The organism is Streptomyces sp. NPDC037290, from assembly GCF_055603245.1.
The window spans coordinates 723,652-738,822 of record NZ_JBVJVZ010000002.1 but is presented as its reverse complement, the minus strand read 5'-3'; the positions used below and the strand labels follow the sequence as shown (position 1 = coordinate 738,822).

14 protein-coding genes and 4 pseudogenes are annotated in these 15,171 nt (G+C 68.7%); 10 read left to right on the top strand and 8 right to left on the bottom strand.

Features of this window, described 5'->3' with window-relative positions; genetic code table 11:
- Nucleotides 1-83: 83 nt before the first annotated feature.
- Nucleotides 84-2,678: a flavin-containing monooxygenase gene (locus ACZ7HQ_RS09055; protein WP_470986624.1), complete on the bottom strand. Its 2,595-nt coding sequence runs from the start codon at nucleotides 2,676-2,678 to the stop codon at nucleotides 84-86.
- Nucleotides 2,679-2,933: 255 nt separating this feature from the next.
- On the opposite strand from ACZ7HQ_RS09055, the gene ACZ7HQ_RS09050 reads away from it, so the two are divergent.
- The 4 genes from ACZ7HQ_RS09050 to ACZ7HQ_RS09035 all read left to right on the top strand — a co-directional run bounded on the left by ACZ7HQ_RS09050 (nucleotide 2,934) and on the right by ACZ7HQ_RS09035 (nucleotide 6,676).
- Nucleotides 2,934-4,955: an oxidoreductase gene (locus ACZ7HQ_RS09050; protein ID WP_470986622.1), complete on the top strand. Its 2,022-nt coding sequence runs from the start codon at nucleotides 2,934-2,936 to the stop codon at nucleotides 4,953-4,955.
- Nucleotides 4,956-5,052: 97 nt separating this feature from the next.
- Nucleotides 5,053-5,877, top strand: coding sequence for a glucose 1-dehydrogenase (locus ACZ7HQ_RS09045; RefSeq protein WP_470986620.1), 825 nt, complete (start codon nucleotides 5,053-5,055; stop codon nucleotides 5,875-5,877).
- A 323-nt stretch (nucleotides 5,878-6,200) separates the two neighbouring features.
- The gene (locus tag ACZ7HQ_RS09040) at nucleotides 6,201-6,458 is read left to right on the top strand and encodes a hypothetical protein (RefSeq protein WP_470986618.1); all 258 of its coding nucleotides are present in this window, start codon (nucleotides 6,201-6,203) and stop codon (nucleotides 6,456-6,458) included.
- Nucleotides 6,459-6,538: 80 nt separating this feature from the next.
- The gene (locus ACZ7HQ_RS09035; protein ID WP_470986616.1) at nucleotides 6,539-6,676 is read left to right on the top strand and encodes a hypothetical protein; all 138 of its coding nucleotides are present in this window, start codon (nucleotides 6,539-6,541) and stop codon (nucleotides 6,674-6,676) included.
- 341 nt (nucleotides 6,677-7,017) lie between these two features.
- Here ACZ7HQ_RS09035 and ACZ7HQ_RS09030 read toward each other — a convergent pair.
- The 3 genes and pseudogenes from ACZ7HQ_RS09030 to ACZ7HQ_RS09020 form a co-directional block, all read right to left on the bottom strand.
- Nucleotides 7,018-7,263 (bottom strand): annotated as a pseudogene (locus ACZ7HQ_RS09030) (ATP-binding protein); the annotation flags it as partial.
- A gap of 105 nt (nucleotides 7,264-7,368) precedes the next feature.
- Nucleotides 7,369-7,978: pseudogene (locus tag ACZ7HQ_RS09025) on the bottom strand (transposase); the annotation flags it as partial.
- 248 nt (nucleotides 7,979-8,226) lie between these two features.
- Nucleotides 8,227-9,168, bottom strand: a complete 942-nt coding sequence (locus ACZ7HQ_RS09020) for an NADP-dependent oxidoreductase (RefSeq protein ID WP_470986615.1) — start codon at nucleotides 9,166-9,168, stop codon at nucleotides 8,227-8,229.
- A gap of 84 nt (nucleotides 9,169-9,252) precedes the next feature.
- Between ACZ7HQ_RS09020 and ACZ7HQ_RS09015 the strand changes: the two genes are divergently transcribed.
- Entirely contained in the window at nucleotides 9,253-9,819 is a 567-nt protein-coding gene (locus tag ACZ7HQ_RS09015) for a TetR family transcriptional regulator (protein WP_470986613.1), read from the top strand.
- 27 nt (nucleotides 9,820-9,846) lie between these two features.
- Here the strand turns inward: ACZ7HQ_RS09015 and ACZ7HQ_RS09010 are convergent, their stop codons facing one another.
- The gene (locus tag ACZ7HQ_RS09010; RefSeq protein ID WP_470986611.1) at nucleotides 9,847-10,347 is read right to left on the bottom strand and encodes a MarR family winged helix-turn-helix transcriptional regulator; all 501 of its coding nucleotides are present in this window, start codon (nucleotides 10,345-10,347) and stop codon (nucleotides 9,847-9,849) included.
- Nucleotides 10,348-10,443: 96 nt separating this feature from the next.
- Between ACZ7HQ_RS09010 and ACZ7HQ_RS09005 the strand changes: the two genes are divergently transcribed.
- Nucleotides 10,444-11,379: an NADP-dependent oxidoreductase gene (locus ACZ7HQ_RS09005; RefSeq protein WP_470986609.1), complete on the top strand. Its 936-nt coding sequence runs from the start codon at nucleotides 10,444-10,446 to the stop codon at nucleotides 11,377-11,379.
- 283 nt (nucleotides 11,380-11,662) lie between these two features.
- Nucleotides 11,663-11,980 (top strand): annotated as a pseudogene (locus ACZ7HQ_RS09000) (CoA-transferase); the annotation flags it as partial.
- Nucleotides 11,981-12,075: 95 nt separating this feature from the next.
- Here ACZ7HQ_RS09000 and ACZ7HQ_RS08995 read toward each other — a convergent pair.
- A complete protein-coding gene (locus tag ACZ7HQ_RS08995) occupies nucleotides 12,076-12,504 on the bottom strand; it encodes a cupin domain-containing protein (RefSeq protein ID WP_470986608.1) in 429 nt (142 codons plus the stop codon).
- A 10-nt stretch (nucleotides 12,505-12,514) separates the two neighbouring features.
- On the opposite strand from ACZ7HQ_RS08995, the gene ACZ7HQ_RS08990 reads away from it, so the two are divergent.
- Entirely contained in the window at nucleotides 12,515-12,997 is a 483-nt protein-coding gene (locus tag ACZ7HQ_RS08990; RefSeq protein WP_470986606.1) for a dioxygenase family protein, read from the top strand.
- Nucleotides 12,998-13,048: 51 nt separating this feature from the next.
- Nucleotides 13,049-13,216 carry a hypothetical protein gene (locus ACZ7HQ_RS08985; protein WP_470986605.1) on the top strand — a complete coding sequence of 56 codons (168 nt, stop codon included), beginning with the start codon at nucleotides 13,049-13,051 and terminating at the stop codon, nucleotides 13,214-13,216.
- A 114-nt stretch (nucleotides 13,217-13,330) separates the two neighbouring features.
- Here the strand turns inward: ACZ7HQ_RS08985 and ACZ7HQ_RS08980 are convergent, their stop codons facing one another.
- Entirely contained in the window at nucleotides 13,331-13,921 is a 591-nt protein-coding gene (locus ACZ7HQ_RS08980; RefSeq protein ID WP_470986604.1) for a malonic semialdehyde reductase, read from the bottom strand.
- Between the two features lie 164 nt (nucleotides 13,922-14,085).
- Nucleotides 14,086-14,281, bottom strand: a pseudogene (locus ACZ7HQ_RS08975) (exodeoxyribonuclease VII small subunit); the annotation flags it as partial.
- A 140-nt stretch (nucleotides 14,282-14,421) separates the two neighbouring features.
- On the opposite strand from ACZ7HQ_RS08975, the gene ACZ7HQ_RS08970 reads away from it, so the two are divergent.
- Nucleotides 14,422-15,015 carry a TetR/AcrR family transcriptional regulator gene (locus tag ACZ7HQ_RS08970; protein WP_470986603.1) on the top strand — a complete coding sequence of 198 codons (594 nt, stop codon included), beginning with the start codon at nucleotides 14,422-14,424 and terminating at the stop codon, nucleotides 15,013-15,015.
- Nucleotides 15,016-15,171 lie beyond the last annotated feature (156 nt).

Sequence of the window (15,171 nt, the reverse complement as noted above, 5' to 3'; positions counted from 1 at the left end):
TGCGTCATGGTGATCGTGGTGTGGTGTCCCGCCCTCGCACGCCGGACGGTGGCAGGTGTCCCCTGGCGTGCGATGGGCGAGCGTCAGCCGAGGAGCGCTTCGGCCTTCTCCGCGCCGGCCTCGGCCGACAGCAGCGGCGCGAGGAAGTCGCTGATGGCGTCCTGGATCTCGGCGGAGCGAGGGATCGCGCCGGAGAGGATGAACGTGGTGTGGATCAGACCGCCGAGGCGCTTGCAGACGGTCGGCACGCCGGCTTCCGTCAGCGCTCGCGCGTAGTCCTCGCCCTCGTCACGCAGCGGATCGACCTCCATGGTGACCACGAGTGCGGGCGGCAGGTTCGACAGGTCGTGGGCGTGTGCCGGGGCGGCCCAGGGCGACGTCACGTGGGCAGGGTCGCCGAGGTACCAGGCCGCCATGCGCCCGCCCAGCTCGGTGGAGATGATCGGACCGCGAGCGAAGGTCTTGCGGGACTCGGTGTCGGCGGTGAAGTCGGTCGGCGGAGTGACGAGGACCTGGGCGGCGAGGCGCGGTCCGCCCTCGTCCCGGGCGCGGAGCGCGGCCACTGCGGCCAGGTTCGCACCGGCGCTCTCGCCACCGACGGCGATCCGCGCCGGGTCGCCGCCGTACTCGGCGATGTTCTCGGCCGCCCAGCGCAGCGCCACCATCGTGTCGTCGATCGCCGCCGGGAAGGGGTGCTCGGGGGCGAGGCGGTAGTCCGGGGACACGACGAGAGCGCCGAGGCGCTGGGCGAGGGACGCGCAGGGCTCGTCGTACAGGTCCAGGCTGCCGGCGACCCAGCCGCCGCCGTGGAGGAAGACGACCACGGGCAGCGGGCCCTCGACCGGCGGCCGGTACAGGCGCACCGTCCGCTCACCACCGTCGGTCCGGTACTGGGTGTCGGTGATGCCGACATCCGCGGGAACCGGCAGCTGGAGGTGCTTGAAGGTCTCGATGCCTGCTCGGATCTCCTCGAGGGAGGACTCCTCGAGCGGCTTGGCACCCATGTTCATCAGGCCGCCGAGGAGGAACACTGCCGCACCGTCGATCTTGATCAGGTTCGGCAGGTCTCGCGCGTCCCCGTCGAGCGAGAAACCGGCGTACTCGGACGCCTGGACCTCCGCGCAGATGGCGCGGTACATCGGCGCGCCGGTGAACAGTGAGATCGGCCTGCGCGGCTTGCCCGGAATGTTGTCGCCCATGTACCAGGTGACCGCCTTGGGGAACAACGTCACGTCGGCGACCTCCGCGACCACCTCGTTGTACCGGTCCTCGGCCGCGGCCGTCACCTCGGCCGTCCGGTGACCGTGCGCGTCCGTATAGGCGATGAGGTCGGCGATGAAGTCGACACTGTCCTCGATGGCGGTCGGGTTGTTGAAGAGGGCCGCCGCGCTCTGCGGACCGTTGACGTGGAACAGGTTCGGGAAGCCGTGGTTGGCCATGCCGATGTACGCGCGCTGCCCGTCCGCCCAGTGGTCGGTCAGTTTCCGGCCGCCGCGGCCCACCACGCCCATCCGCATCAGGGCGCCCGCGCCCACGTCGAAGCCCGTGGCGAGCACGATCACGTCGAACTCGTACTCCTCGGCCGTGGTGGCGATGCCCTTCTCGGTGATCCGCTCGATCGGGGTCGTCCTGGCGTCGACGAGACGCACGTGCGGCAGGTTGAACGTCTCGAAGTACTTCGTCTCGAACGTGGCGCGCTTGGCGCCGTACGGGTGCCCCTTCGGAGTCAGCAGTTCCGCGGTCTTCGGGTCCTTGACCCGCTCCCTGATCCGGTCCCGGATGTAGTCCGCGGCCGTCTCGTTGGCGGCAGGATTGAAGATCAGGTCGAAGTAGGTGGACGCGAGCATCCGGAAGCCGCCGCCGTCGTAGTACGTGTCGTACGTCTTGCGGCGTTCCTCGGGGCTGTCCGCCATCGCGGAGCGCGTGGCGCGCGGGAACGCGGCGCCGGCCAGGCTGTTGCGCGACTCCTCCCGCAGCCTCGGGTAGTCGGCGACGGTCTGCTCGAACTCCTCGTCGGTGAGCGGACGGTTCCCGAGGGGACAGGCGAAGTTCGCGGTCCGCTGGAACACGGTCAGTTCGGCGACCTGCGGAGCGATCGTCTGGGTGACCTGGATACCGGTCGAGCCGGTACCGACCACGGCCACACGCTTGCCGGCCAGTTCGACGCCGTCGGCCGGCCACCGGCTGGTGTGAACGACCGTGCCTCGGAACGTCTCCTGGCCCGGGAAGTCGTTCGGCTTGTTCACCGTGAAGGCGCCGGCCGCGTTGATGAAGAACCGCGCGATGGTGACGCCGCCGTCGTCCGTGCCGACAACCCAGCGCTGAGCGGCTTCGTCCCAGACCGCAGACGTGACGCGCGTGCTGAACCGGTAGCTGCGGCGCAGGTCGAACCGGTCGGCCACATGCTCCAGGTAGGCCAGGATCTCCGGCTGCGCGGCGTACCGCTCTTTCCAGCGCCACTCCCTCTGCAGGTCCTCGTCGAAGGAGAAGGAGTAGAAGATGCTCTCGAAGTCGCAGCGCGCGCCGGGGTACCGGTTCCAGTGCCAGACGCCGCCCGGTCCCGAGGCCGCCTCGAAGGACTGAACCAACAGGCCCTGCTGGTTGCGAAGGCGGTGGGTGGCGTAGAGGCCGGAGAAGCCGGCACCCACGATGACTGCGTCGACATGTGTTTCGTTCATGTGCCGACTGTGGGTTCAGCACGTTGCGAGGGCTACGGGTAGGGATACCTGATGCCATACCTGATCCCGTACCTGTCTTCTGCCGGGACGGTCGGCTGAGGCAACCCGGTTCAGATGCGAAACCGCTGGTGAACGGGGTGAACAGCCTGATTCGCGAGACTTCGGCGATCTTTTGCAACTGATTGCACAAACGGGCTCCGGGGTCATAGAACTGCTCGCATGTCGCAGCACGACTCAGGAGCAGGATCCCTGCCGATGTCCCGCTACTCTCACCTGCTGAGCCCGCTCGATTTGGGGTTCACGACCCTGCCGAACCGTGTCCTGATGGGCTCGATGCACCTGAGCCTGGAGGAGGCCGAGCGGGGCTTCGAACGGATGGCCGCCTTCTACGCCGAGCGGGCCCGCGGCGGCGTCGGGCTCATCGTCACGGGCGGGATCGCACCGGATGAACGGGGTCGCCCCTTCCCGGGCGGTGCCAAGATGACCACGGAGGCGGAGGCGGAGCAGCACGCGCTCGTCACCGAGGCGGTGCACCGTGAGGGTGGCCGGATCGCCATGCAGATCCTGCACACCGGCCGATATGCCCATCACCCCGACCTGGTCGCCCCCAGCGCCCTCCAGGCGCCGATCAGCAAATACCTGCCGCACGCGCTCACCGATGACGAGATCGAGGAGACGATCGAGGCGTTCATCCGGGCGGCCGCGCTCGCCAGGGCAGCCGGCTATGACGGCGTCGAGATCATGGGGTCAGAGGGCTACCTGATCAACGAGTTCATCGCCCCGGCGACCAACCACCGCACCGACCGCTGGGGCGGCAGCTACGAGAACCGGGTCCGCTTCCCCCTCGAGATCGTCCGCCGCGTACGTGAACGTGTCGGCCCCGACTTCATCCTCATCTATCGCCTGTCCATGCTCGATCTCGTCCCCGACGGCAGCACCCTGGACGAGGTGGTCACGCTCGCCAAGACGGTCGAGGCGGCCGGCGCCACGCTCATCAACACCGGGATCGGCTGGCACGAGGCACGCGTCCCCACCATCGCGACCTCAGTACCCCGCGGCGCGTACTCGTGGATCACCCAGCGTCTGAAGGGATCCGTTTCCGTCCCCCTGGTGACCAGCAACCGCATCAACACCCCGGAGATCGCCGAGGAGTTGCTGGCGGAAGGCCGAGCGGACATGGTCTCGATGGCCCGTCCGTTCCTCGCCGACCCCCACTTCGTCGCCAAGGCACGCGCCGGACGCCCGGAGACGATCAACACCTGCATCGGCTGCAACCAGGCCTGCCTGGACCACAGCTTCAGCGGAAAGATCACCTCCTGTCTGGTCAACCCGCGTGCTTGCCGCGAGACCGAGCTGGTGCTGTCCCCGACGCGCCGCCGCAAGCGCCTGGCCGTGGTTGGGGCAGGTCCGGCCGGGCTGGCGGCGTCGGTGACGGCAGCCCAACGCGGCCACGATGTCACGTTGTTCGACGCCGACGACAAGATCGGCGGCCAGCTCAACATCGCCCGGCGGATCCCGGGCAAGGACGAGTTCGACGAAACTCTGCGCTACTTCCGCGTCCAGCTCGATGAGCACGGCGTGGACGTCCGCCTCGGCACGAAGGTCACCGCTGCGGTGCTGGCAGAGGGCGCCTATGACGAGGTCGTCGTCGCGACGGGCGTCACCCCGCGCGTTCCTGACATCCCGGGCCGGGAACGCCCGGATGTCGTCAGCTATCTGGACGTGCTGCGCGACCGGGTGCCGGTGGGCGAGCGGGTGGCGATCCTCGGGGCGGGCGGTATCGGGTTCGACACCGCGCTCTACCTGACCGACCCGGGCGACCAGGCCAGCCGACGTCCGGACGTCTACTTCCGACACTGGGGCGTCGACACCGAATACCGCACGCGTGGCGGACTGGGCCGGCCTGAGCGGCCCACGGTGCCGCGTACCGTTCACCTCCTCCAGCGCAAGTCCAGCAAGGTCGGCGCCGGTCTGGGCGCGACCACGGGGTGGATCCACCGGGCCGAGCTGAAGCACCGCGGGGTCACCATGGTCGCGGGGGTGACGTACCGGCGCATCGACGATGAGGGTCTGCACGTCACGGTCGACGGAGAGGAGCGAGTGATCCCGGTCGACACGGTCGTCCTGTGCACGGGCCAGGAACCCAACCGAAGCCTCTACGAGGAACTGCGCGAGGACGGGCTGCCCGCTCACCTCATCGGTGGCGCGGACCTGGCCGCAGAACTCGACGCCAAGCGGGCGATCCGCCAGGGCACGGAACTGGGGGCGACGCTCTGACGCCAAGCGACTCGGTACTCCGGCGACATTGAAGTTTTCAGGCTGCAGGAGCCGTTCGATCACGTGGGTGACGACGGCCCGGACAGGGAGAGAAGCCGTGTCTCGACTGAACGGAAAGATCGCGCTCATCACCGGTGCCGCCCGCGGTATCGGTGCGACAGTCGCCCAGGCGATGGCCGCCGAGGGTGCGAAGGTGGTCATCGGCGACGTGCTGGACGAGGAGGGAAACGCGGTCGCGCAGAAGATCGGGCCGTCCGCCACCTACGTCCACCTCGACGTGACGAACCGCGACGACTGGGACTCGGCGGTCGGCGCGGCGGTCGACACGTGCGGCGGCCTCGATGTGCTCGTGAACAACGCGGGCATCGCGATTCCCGGGCTCGTCGACCGACTCGACGAGGCCGCCTGGGACAAGACCGTCGCGGTCAATCTCACCGGCACCTTCAAGGGCATTCAGGCTGTCGTCCCCGCACTCAAGGGTTCGGGTGGCGGCACGATCGTCAACGTCTCCGCCCTGGCGGGGCTCCAAGGGATGCTGGGCTTGTCGGCCTACGTCGCGACCAAGTACGGCATCCGCGGCCTGACGAAGGCGGCTGCCATCGACCTCGGCCGGTACGGAATCAGGGTCAACTCGGTCCATCCGGGCTACATCAGCACTGCGCTGACCGCGGAGGTGCCGGTCAACACGGACGAGATCGCTCTGGGCCGGGCCGGCCAGCCGGACGAGGTCGCCAAACTCATCGTGTTCCTCGCGAGCGACGATTCGTCGTTCTCGACCGGCGCTGAATTCGCCGTAGACGGCGGCGAGGGCGCGGGAGCCGTCACGGGAGGCTCGCTCAGTTTGGTTCTCCAGGGGCTGGTCGAGGACGACCGGCACGTGGAGAGCGAACAGGCTCGTGGAAGTGCCGTTTCCTCCGCGTGAAAACGCCATCTTGACGGAAGTTTCGGGCTGTTGCGGAGACTGTTGTCCCCATATGCAGGAAGGAAACCGACATGTCAGCGCCGGATCTTGAGTTCCGCGTAGAAGTCCACATAGGCGAGGGTGTGCCTGTGGGACCCACCCTCTATGATCCATTTTCATCCTGAATTCCCAGGCCAGGTCGCTGGTGTGGGCGGAGAGTGGTGTGGTCGTGCTGCTCCGACGACTGGTCTGCAGCAGGTGATCGTCTGCCACGGGGATCTTCCCGGGTTCTTGGGCAGTTTGCCGGGGGGCCTCGTAGCTCCGCGGCAGGAGGGAGGCACAGGGTGGACGTGCTGACGTGGACGATCGAGCAGCGGATGCAGCTGGCCGAGCAGGCGGTAGTGCTGCGCAAGGAACTGGCGGAAACCGACGCCGAGCTGGCCCGGATGGAAGCCGCCGAGGTGGTGTTCGGGCAGTGGGCCGAGCGCGGCGGACAGCGGACGGCAGTCGTCGCGGACCGTGGAGCCCGGGCCCGGGCCGGATCCGGAGCGGGTGGTGGCGACACCCGGGGCGGCCGGGATGCGGCTGATCCCGGACCGTGAGGAGGGTATGTGGACAGAGGCGCTCACGCCGCGGTACCGGCGGATCATGGAGTCGTGACGACTGCGCCATCGCCCGAGTGATGGCCAAGGACATCGCCCTCGCGCTGGGCCGGGAGGACACCCCGGGCAAGGTCGAGCCGGTCCGCGGCCAGTTGCGCAAGCTACCGGACCGAGGCTGGCTGTCGCCCACGGGCTCCGGACTCTGTCTGCCGCGCTGACCACCGGCGGCGGTGGGGCTGGTTCCGGCCGTAACACGAGGGCCCCGGCGGGAGTTGGCGCCTGTGTGAAGAAGCAGCCGCCCGCCGAGGGCTCTCCCGGTGTTGCCTACCCGGTCGTCCTGTGCACAGGCCAGGAACCCAACCGGAGCCTCTACGAGTAACTGCGTGAGGACGGCTGCCGGCCCACCTCATCGGTGGCGCGGACCTCGCCGCAGAACTCGACGCCAAGCGGGCGATCCGCCAGGGCACGGAACTGGGGGCGACGCTCTGACGCGAAGCCGGCTCGGTACTCCGGCAGGTCCGCGATGTACCTTCGGCCACTTCGCACCTCGACGACCGCGTCATGGGATCAGTTCGTCAAGCTGCCGTTCCGCCCAGATCGTCTTGCCAGTCATGGAGTAGCGAGTGCCCCAGCAGCGAGCGAGCTGGGCGATCATGTAGAGCCCACGGCCGCCTTCGTCGAAGGTGCGGGCCCGGCGCAGGTGAGGACTGGTGCTGCCGTCGGAGACCTCGCAGATCAGACTCCGTTCCCTGATCAGCCGGAGCCGGATCGGCTCCGCGCCATAGCGAATCGCATTCGTCACCAGCAAAAGGGGGGCGCCGCACAGGGACAAGAGCCCACAGGACGGACAGGTCGAGGGCGACGCGCGGGTCGAGCGGCGCCGGGTCCGTCGGCGACACCGCGCCCGGCCAACCGCGGGGTTGGCGGCCCTGCGCTCGCACGAATGGTCGCGGTAGGAATCGACCAAGGTGGGCCGGTGGCACGGGGCACGGCGCAGGGCGTCGGGTTCCTTCCTGCCTGCGTAGCGTTTGACGGTGTTGAGGGCGAGGTTGCGGTGGCGGGCGCATTTGAGGAGGCCGACGCATTTGCCGAGGAGGTCGTGGACCTGGTGTCGTCACTCGAGGGTGGTCTCGGCGTAGGTGGCCGAGCCGTCGCGGTATACGACCTTGGCTTCGGGATGGGAGCGCAGCCAGGTGGCGAGGGTGGCGGCCTCGCGGTCGGGCAGCACGTCGATGCGTCGGCTGGTTTCGGCGTCGATGATGACGGTGGCGTAGGGGTGGCGGCGGAGCAGGGCGAAGTCGTCGATCCCGATCACCGGCGGGACACGGATCGGCGGCAGGGGGATGCGCCGCAGCAGGCGCAAGGCGGTGGCGTAGGAGAATGGCACCGTCGGCAAGTGCGTGAGCCGGGCGGAGGCCCGGCTCACGCAACTCCCCGACCATGGCGGTGATCTGGCCGGTCAGCCGCACGGTGCGGCGCTGCAGGCGCTCCAGCAGGCCGGGAATCTGCCTGCGGAAGGACAGAACGCCGCCGTCGCTTTCGCCGTCGGCATCAGCGGACTACCGCACCCGCGGCACAGTCGAGGCCAGTGCCGTCGTCCGTGACCATGACCAGCCGCAGCCGGGGCGCCCGTCCCTGCCCATGCGGCCACCCTACGGAATGAGGGTGGCCGCTGAGAGTCTCCACGACCTGCCCATCACGTGATCATCCGTGGGCAGTGCGTTGATCATTTGAGGCTGCCACCGTTTGCCGACAGCCGACGCGGCGGTCACCCGACCGTGATGATGAGCTTGCCCCCCTTGGACGGACGGTTGCGTTCGAACTCTGTGAGCGCCGTAATCGCTCCGGTCAGTGGCACGGTGCGGGCGATCGGCAGGCGCAGTGCTCCCTGCCCGGCGGCTCGCGCGACCTCTTCGAGGTCCTTCGTGACGGTTTGGGCGATCGCCACCTTGAAAGACCCCGGAAGGGCGCTTCGCGCGAACTTCGCAGGAGTGGGATTGATGTCGATGATGCGGCCGCCGGTCTTCAGTAGCGTCCGCGCCGATTTGATCGGGAGCGTGCCAGCGGTGTCGAAGACGATGTCGAACCGTCCCTTGAGGGGCACCGGGTCGAAGTCGAACTCGACAATCGGGTCGATGCCGAGGGTGCGCGCATCGTGTGCGGCGGTGGCGCGGACACTGCCTCCCACCGAGGCGCCATGCATCAGGGCGATCTGGACGGCGGCGCGGCCGACGCCGCCGAGGGAGCCGTGGACGAAGACCGCGTGTCCGGGCTGCAGCTTCCCTGTGCTGATCAGCGACTGGTAAGCGATGATCCCGACCGTCGGGAGCGCGGCGGCATCCTCGAAGGAGATGTTCGCGGGCTTCTTCACGACCGCCTTCTCGTCGGCAAGGACCATCTCGGCGAACGCGCCCGCCGCCTTGAGGGGAGCCCCGCCGAGCACTTCGTCGCCGACGCCGAGCCGAGTGACGCCGTCACCGACCGCCTCGACGACGCCCGCGAAGTCGATGCCAAGCCCCCGCGGGAAGCTCCGGCCGGTCACCAGCTTCATCTCGCCTTTTCGGCTCTTCCAGTCGATCGGATTGACTCCCGCCGCCCGCACCCGGACCAGCACCTCGCCGGCGCCCGGGCGTGCCGGCTCGAAGTCTTCGAGCCGCATGACCTCGGGCCCGCCGTACTGGTGGTACTGAACGCGCTTCGCCGTTGCCATCGTCGAAACCTCCATAGTGATGTCATCTGGTGACATCACTATAGCACGGTGATGTCACCAGATGACATCGCTTATGCTTGCACCATGGGACGGTGGGAACCTGGGGCTGGCAGCCGACTGCGCAAGGCCGCGCTGGATCTGTATCTCGAACGCGGCTTCGAGCAGACCATGGTGGCCGATATAGCCGAACGGGCCGGTGTCACCGCCCGCACCTTCTTCCGACACTTCGCCGACAAGCGCGAGGTTCTCTTCGCCGACTCGGCGGAGCTGGAGGAGAAGTCGCTCGCCGCTTTGGAGGAGACGCCGGCCACCGCGTCGGCGCTGGATGCCGTAGCCGCCGCGCTCGACGCCGTGGCCGAGATCATCGGGAGCGACCGTGAGTCCGCGCGGACCCGGCAGACGGTGATCATGGCCAACGCCGAACTCCGCGAACGCGAGCTGATCAAGTTCGCGTCCATGTCGGCCGCCCTGACCGACAGACTGCGACGGAGGGGTGCCGGCGACACCGAGGCCAGTCTGGCCGCCGAGACCGGCATCGCCGTGTTCCGCGTCGCCTTCGAGCGATGGATCAACACCACCGAGGAGCGCGACTTTCGTGATGTCGTCCGCGAGACGCTGACCCAACTGCGGATCCTGACCGCTTCCGGCTGATCGGATCCGCCCCTAGCTGTCCTGTACTTACTGTCCGCGCTTGCGCCGCGGCGCCGCCGACCTCGGCGGAACGGCGCGCATGTGATCGCGGACCCGGCCGAGGACGTCGCCGAGCACGGTGACGTCCTCGTCGTTAAGCGGCGTGAAGAAGATCCGCCGCACCAACTCGATGTGACCGGTCATCACCCGCCCCAGCAGCTCGCGGCCCTTCGGCGTGAGCGCCACGACGACGCTGCGCTCGTCCTCCGGCGAGGACTCCTTGGCCACGAGGCCTGATTCGGCGAGCTGCGAGACCTGGTAGGTCAGCCCGCTGCGGCTGTGCACGAGCTGGTCCGCGATGTCCGTCATCCGCTGCCGGCCCTCGGCGCTCTCTCCCAGCGCGGCCAGGATCTGGAACTGGATGTAGCTCAGCCCGCCCTCCTCGCGCAACTGCTGATCGACGGCGTGCTGGAGCAGATTGCCCACCTCCATCACGGCGAAGTAGGCGGCGAGCTGGTCGGGGCGCGGGGGTGCGGAGTCCTCGGGCATGCCGACCATTGTACTTGCTACGAATTCGAAGCAGGTGTAGCTTCGGCTTATGCTTCGAATTCGAAGCACAAGGGCGAACGAGCTGGAGGCTCCCCCATGTCCACCATGAAGGCGATCCGTTTCCACGCGTACGGCGACTCCGACGTGCTGCGCTATGAGGAGGCCGCGCGGCCCGAGCCGGCGGCGGGCGAGGTGCTGGTCGAGGTCGCGGCGACCTCGTTCAACCCGCTCGACGCCGCGCTCCGCGCGGGCTACATGAGCGGGGTCTTCCCGCTGGCGCTGCCGCACGTTCCCGGCCTCGACGTGGCCGGCCGCGTGGCCGCGCTCGGCGAGGGCGTGACCCGTTGGCAGGTCGGCGACCAGGTGTTCGGCCCCGTGCCGCCGGTGAGCGACGGGGCCGCGGCCGAGTTTGTCGCCGTGCCGCAGGACTTGCTCGCCGCGGCGCCCGAGAGCATCCCGCTGGCGGACGCCGCGGCGATCCCGCTGGTCGGCGTGACGGCCTGGCAGGCGGTCTTCGAGCACGCCGGAATCGAGGCGGGGCAACGGGTCCTGGTCAACGGCGCGGGCGGCATCGGCGGAATCGCGGTGCAACTGGCCAAGCGCGCGGGCGCCTACGTCATCGCGACCGCGAGCCCGCGCAGCGCCGACGCGGTCCGCGCGCTGGGCGCCGACGAAGTCATCGACTACACCGTGACGAGCCCGGCCAAGGCGATCACCGAGCCCCTCGACGCGGTGGTCAACACCGCCGCCGCCTCCGAGCCCGACATGGCCGCGCTGACCGGCCTGATCAAGGACGGCGGCGTGATCGTCAGCCTCACGACCCCCGCGGCGGGCGACACGGCCCGCGACGTGCGCGGCGTGAACATGCAGACGCGCGGCGACGCGAACCAGCTCGCCAACCTCGCGAAGCTCATCGACGCCGGAGAGCTCCGCATCGAGATCAGCGCGCGGTACCCGCTCGCCGAAACCGCGACGGTCCACGACATCTACGCGCGCGGCGACATCCGCGGAAAGGTACTGCTCACGCCGTGAACCGAGCGCTTATGCGAACTCCCCAACAGCCTGCCCCTGACGATCCAGGAGTTCGACGAGAACACTGACGCCAGCGCGGTCCCGGAGCTGCACGCGGGCTCCGGGCCGCGCACGATCACCGGCTTCTCGACCACGCTGTCCGCCTTCGCCAAGAAGGCGCTCCGCCCCAACTTCCCCGCCTTCACGCCCGAGCTCGCGAAACCGCCTCGGCAACGGCCCGGTCACCGCCACCGACACGAACAGCGCGATCAACACCCACTCGGCATCAGCCACATCACCACGCGCCACCCGAGACCTGGCCAACTGGCACACCGGCGCTCCCGACGCCATCCCTGCGGTCGGAGGGGCGATGGACTTGGCCATCGGCGCCAAGAAGGTCTTCGTCATGATGACCCTGCTCACCAAGACCGGCGCGCCCAAGCTCGTACCGCAGTGCACCTATCCGCTCACCGGGAGCAGCTGCGTCGACCGCGTCTGCACGGACCTGGCCATCTTTGACCTCACCTCCCGAGGCGTCGAGGTCCGCGAGACGTTCGGCATCACGGCCCGGGACCTCGCTCACCGCCTGGACCTGCAGCTTCTGCCTGTCCAGGAGACCTGAACGGCGGGGAAACGGGGCGGTACACCGGGTGTTTCAAAAAGAGCCGGGGAGCGGAGTCCCGGAACCGGCAGGACACAGGTGCCTGCTGAGGGCAGCTACTGGCCGGATGCCTGGGGTGCCGCGTCCAGTTGCCGGAACACGTCTATGACAGAACTCAGCTTCGCGTCACCGCTGGCGGAGATCTCGCCTACCAGGTCCGCGAGGCGTTCTCGGGTGTGCTCGGCACTGTTGCGGCCGATCACGAACCACAGGCCACGGGCCGCCTGTCGACCGCGGTTGACGTACATGCGCGGGCGCGTGGAGTCGAGACAGTAGGAGTCGCCGGCCCGGAGTTCATGCTCGTCGAACTCCAGGGCCAGCGTCAGTGATCCCTCGAGCAGGTAGGCATACTCGAAGCCGCTGTGGCGCATCAGCGTGCCTTCGGACGAACTGCTCGCCCCGCCTTGATAGGTCACGAGCAGGGCGTCGACGACGGCGCACCCGAGATCCCACTCGGGGGTGACCTCGCGCGGAGCGGCGGGCACTCCCTGCTACGTGTCGGGCCAGGTACGATCCGCGGACGGCAGCCCCCTCGCCGACGTACGCCTGGACGTGTGGGGAGCCAACGAGGACGGCTTCTACGACGTCCAGTACCCGGGCGACGGCTTCGCGGGACGCGGCTGGCTGCGCACAGCACCCGACGGAACGTACCGATTCTGGACCGTACTGCTGACGCCGTACGCGATCCCGCACGACGGCCCGGTCGGCGACCTGCTCACCGCCGCTGGCCGCAGGCCGACGCGACCGGCCCACCTGCGCTTCAAAGCCGCAGCCCCCGGACACCGTCCACTGATCACCCACATCTTCGTCGCCGGTGACCCCTACCTCGCCAGCGACGCAGTATGCGGCGTGAAGGCCAACCTCATCGTCGAGGCCGCACACCACCCCACCGGCACGGCCCCTGACGGAACCCGACCGAAAGGCGCCTGGACGAGCATGAACTTCGACCTCGTCCTCGTCGCCGACGACGTCAGCTGACCCTCACTCCCGCCAGCCGACAGCCCACAACACGCACGACCCCAGCCGTCCGTGAGTCCATCGCACGCCCGCGGTCGGCGCTGGATCGTGCTCGGCGGCTGCTTCCTGGCCCACCTGCTCGACGCGCTGGAGATCGTACTGCTGCCCCTGGCCCTCCCGCACATCCGGCAGGACATGGGCCTGTCGGCCACGCAGGCTGGTCCCTCCGCGCCCACCTGATCCCGGTCTCGGCCGCGCACTGCTTTCTCGGGCGCGCACGGGCCTATGGGCCCGGTCATAGCGAAGGGCCCCCGGCGCCATTGACGGGGGTCCTTCGCGTGGCGGAGAGCGGACTCAGACCGTGGTGACGACCTGCTCGTACTCCAGGCGCGGGGAGCGCGGGAACCAGGCGTCCTCACCCGGCTTGCCGATGTTGACGACCATCAGCGGGGTGTGGTCCTCGTCCAGGAACTCCTTCTGGACGCCCGCGAAGTCGAGGCCCGTCATCGGGCCGGCGGCGAGACCGGCGGCGCGCACGCCGATGATGAAGTAGGCGGCCTGCAGGGCGGCGTTCAGGGCGGCGTTCTTCTCACGGGCCTCGCGGCTGCCGGCGAACATGTCCTTGGCCTGCGGGAAGTGCGGGAAGAGGTGCGGCAGCTCCTCGTGGAACTCGTTGTCCGCGGAGAGGATCGCGACCAGCGGGGCGGCGGCGGTCTTCTTCTGGTTGCCCTCGGCCAGGTGCTTCACCAGACGCTCGCGGGCCTCGGCGGAGCGGACCAGCGTGACCCGCAGCGGCGACTGGTTCATGGACGTCGGGCCGTACTTGACCAGGTCGTAGATCGCCTGGATCTGCTCTTCGGTCACCGGCTCGTCGGTGAAGGTGTTCGCGGTACGGGCCTCGCGGAAGAGCAGGTCTTGGGCGGCGGGGTCGAGAACGAGAGACATGTGGGACCTTCCTCGGAATGACGCCGGGATCCTATCCGGACCGCGGTCCGGATAGGCTGACGTCACGAAGGTACGCCAAGGATTTCAAACTTCAACAAAACCCGGGCCGAGGTGATCCTCCTCACGCGAACCCTTCCGCGTACGGCTACTCGCCTTCCTTGCCCGGTCTCTTCCTTCTCCGCCAGCGCCGCGCCCAGCCGGGCGCGCCCCGTCCAGCCAGCGCCGGCAGACCTTGGACACGCCCCACAGCGCCAGGGACTCCTCCAGCGTCGCACCACCGGCCTCCAGCCGTCGTACGACCTCGCTCAACTCGTCCCGCGCCTGCTCGCAACCGAGTACCTCGTCCGTCTTGCCGGTCATGCGCCCGCCCCAAGATCCCTGACTGTCGCCCCGTACCGTGAACTCACCCTCAGCACGTCTTCTCCCGTTCCCGGGCCCCTCGGCCCCACACGACAGTCCGCAGTATTGCACCCTGCTCTTTACGTCTGTAAGGTTTTTACATGCGTAAGGTGATCGACCGAACAGGGAGCCGCTCACGCGACAAGCTTCTTGCGGCCGTCACGGAACTGCTGGAAGAGCGTGAGTCCACCGACGTGACGATCACCGATGTGGTCGCACGAGCCGGTGTGACGCGACCGACGTTCTACGCCGCGTTCGCCGACCTGCCCGACGCCTTCACCCAGGCCGCCCTGGGGCGACTGTCGGAGGCATTCGCGGATGAACGTGATCTGGACGTCCAACCGGCAGAGCGTGCAGCCGTGATGGGGGCGGCGATCGGTCGCATCCTTCAACGTCTGGAACACCATGCCGAGTTCTTCGCCCGAGTCCAACGCGGACCCTCCGGGTACGCCGTCCAGATGCAGATCGTGGCCTACGTCGCGAGGGAACTGCGCGAGAACACACCCGTCTCCATCCCCTTGGCGGAAGGACCCCTGCCCGTCGACATCACCTCAAGCGCACTGGCCGCCGGGGCCGTATGGATGATGCTCGCCTGGATCGCTGAAAACCCCCGTCCCCCGGTCGATGTCATCGCCACCCGTATTCGCGACTTCATCTACCACACCGTGTTCGGCGGCCTCGGCGCACCAAACTGAACAAGACGCCGGACGGCGGCCGCCTCGTGCGGCGAGCCCTCGGTGTACCCGCTCCCCTTTGCCTCCTGGTCGTCATCCCGTTCGCCCGGACGGGATGACGGCACGGCTCATCGGGTGCTGCCACCGGCCCGATCGCGGTTCTGGACCTTGTGCCTG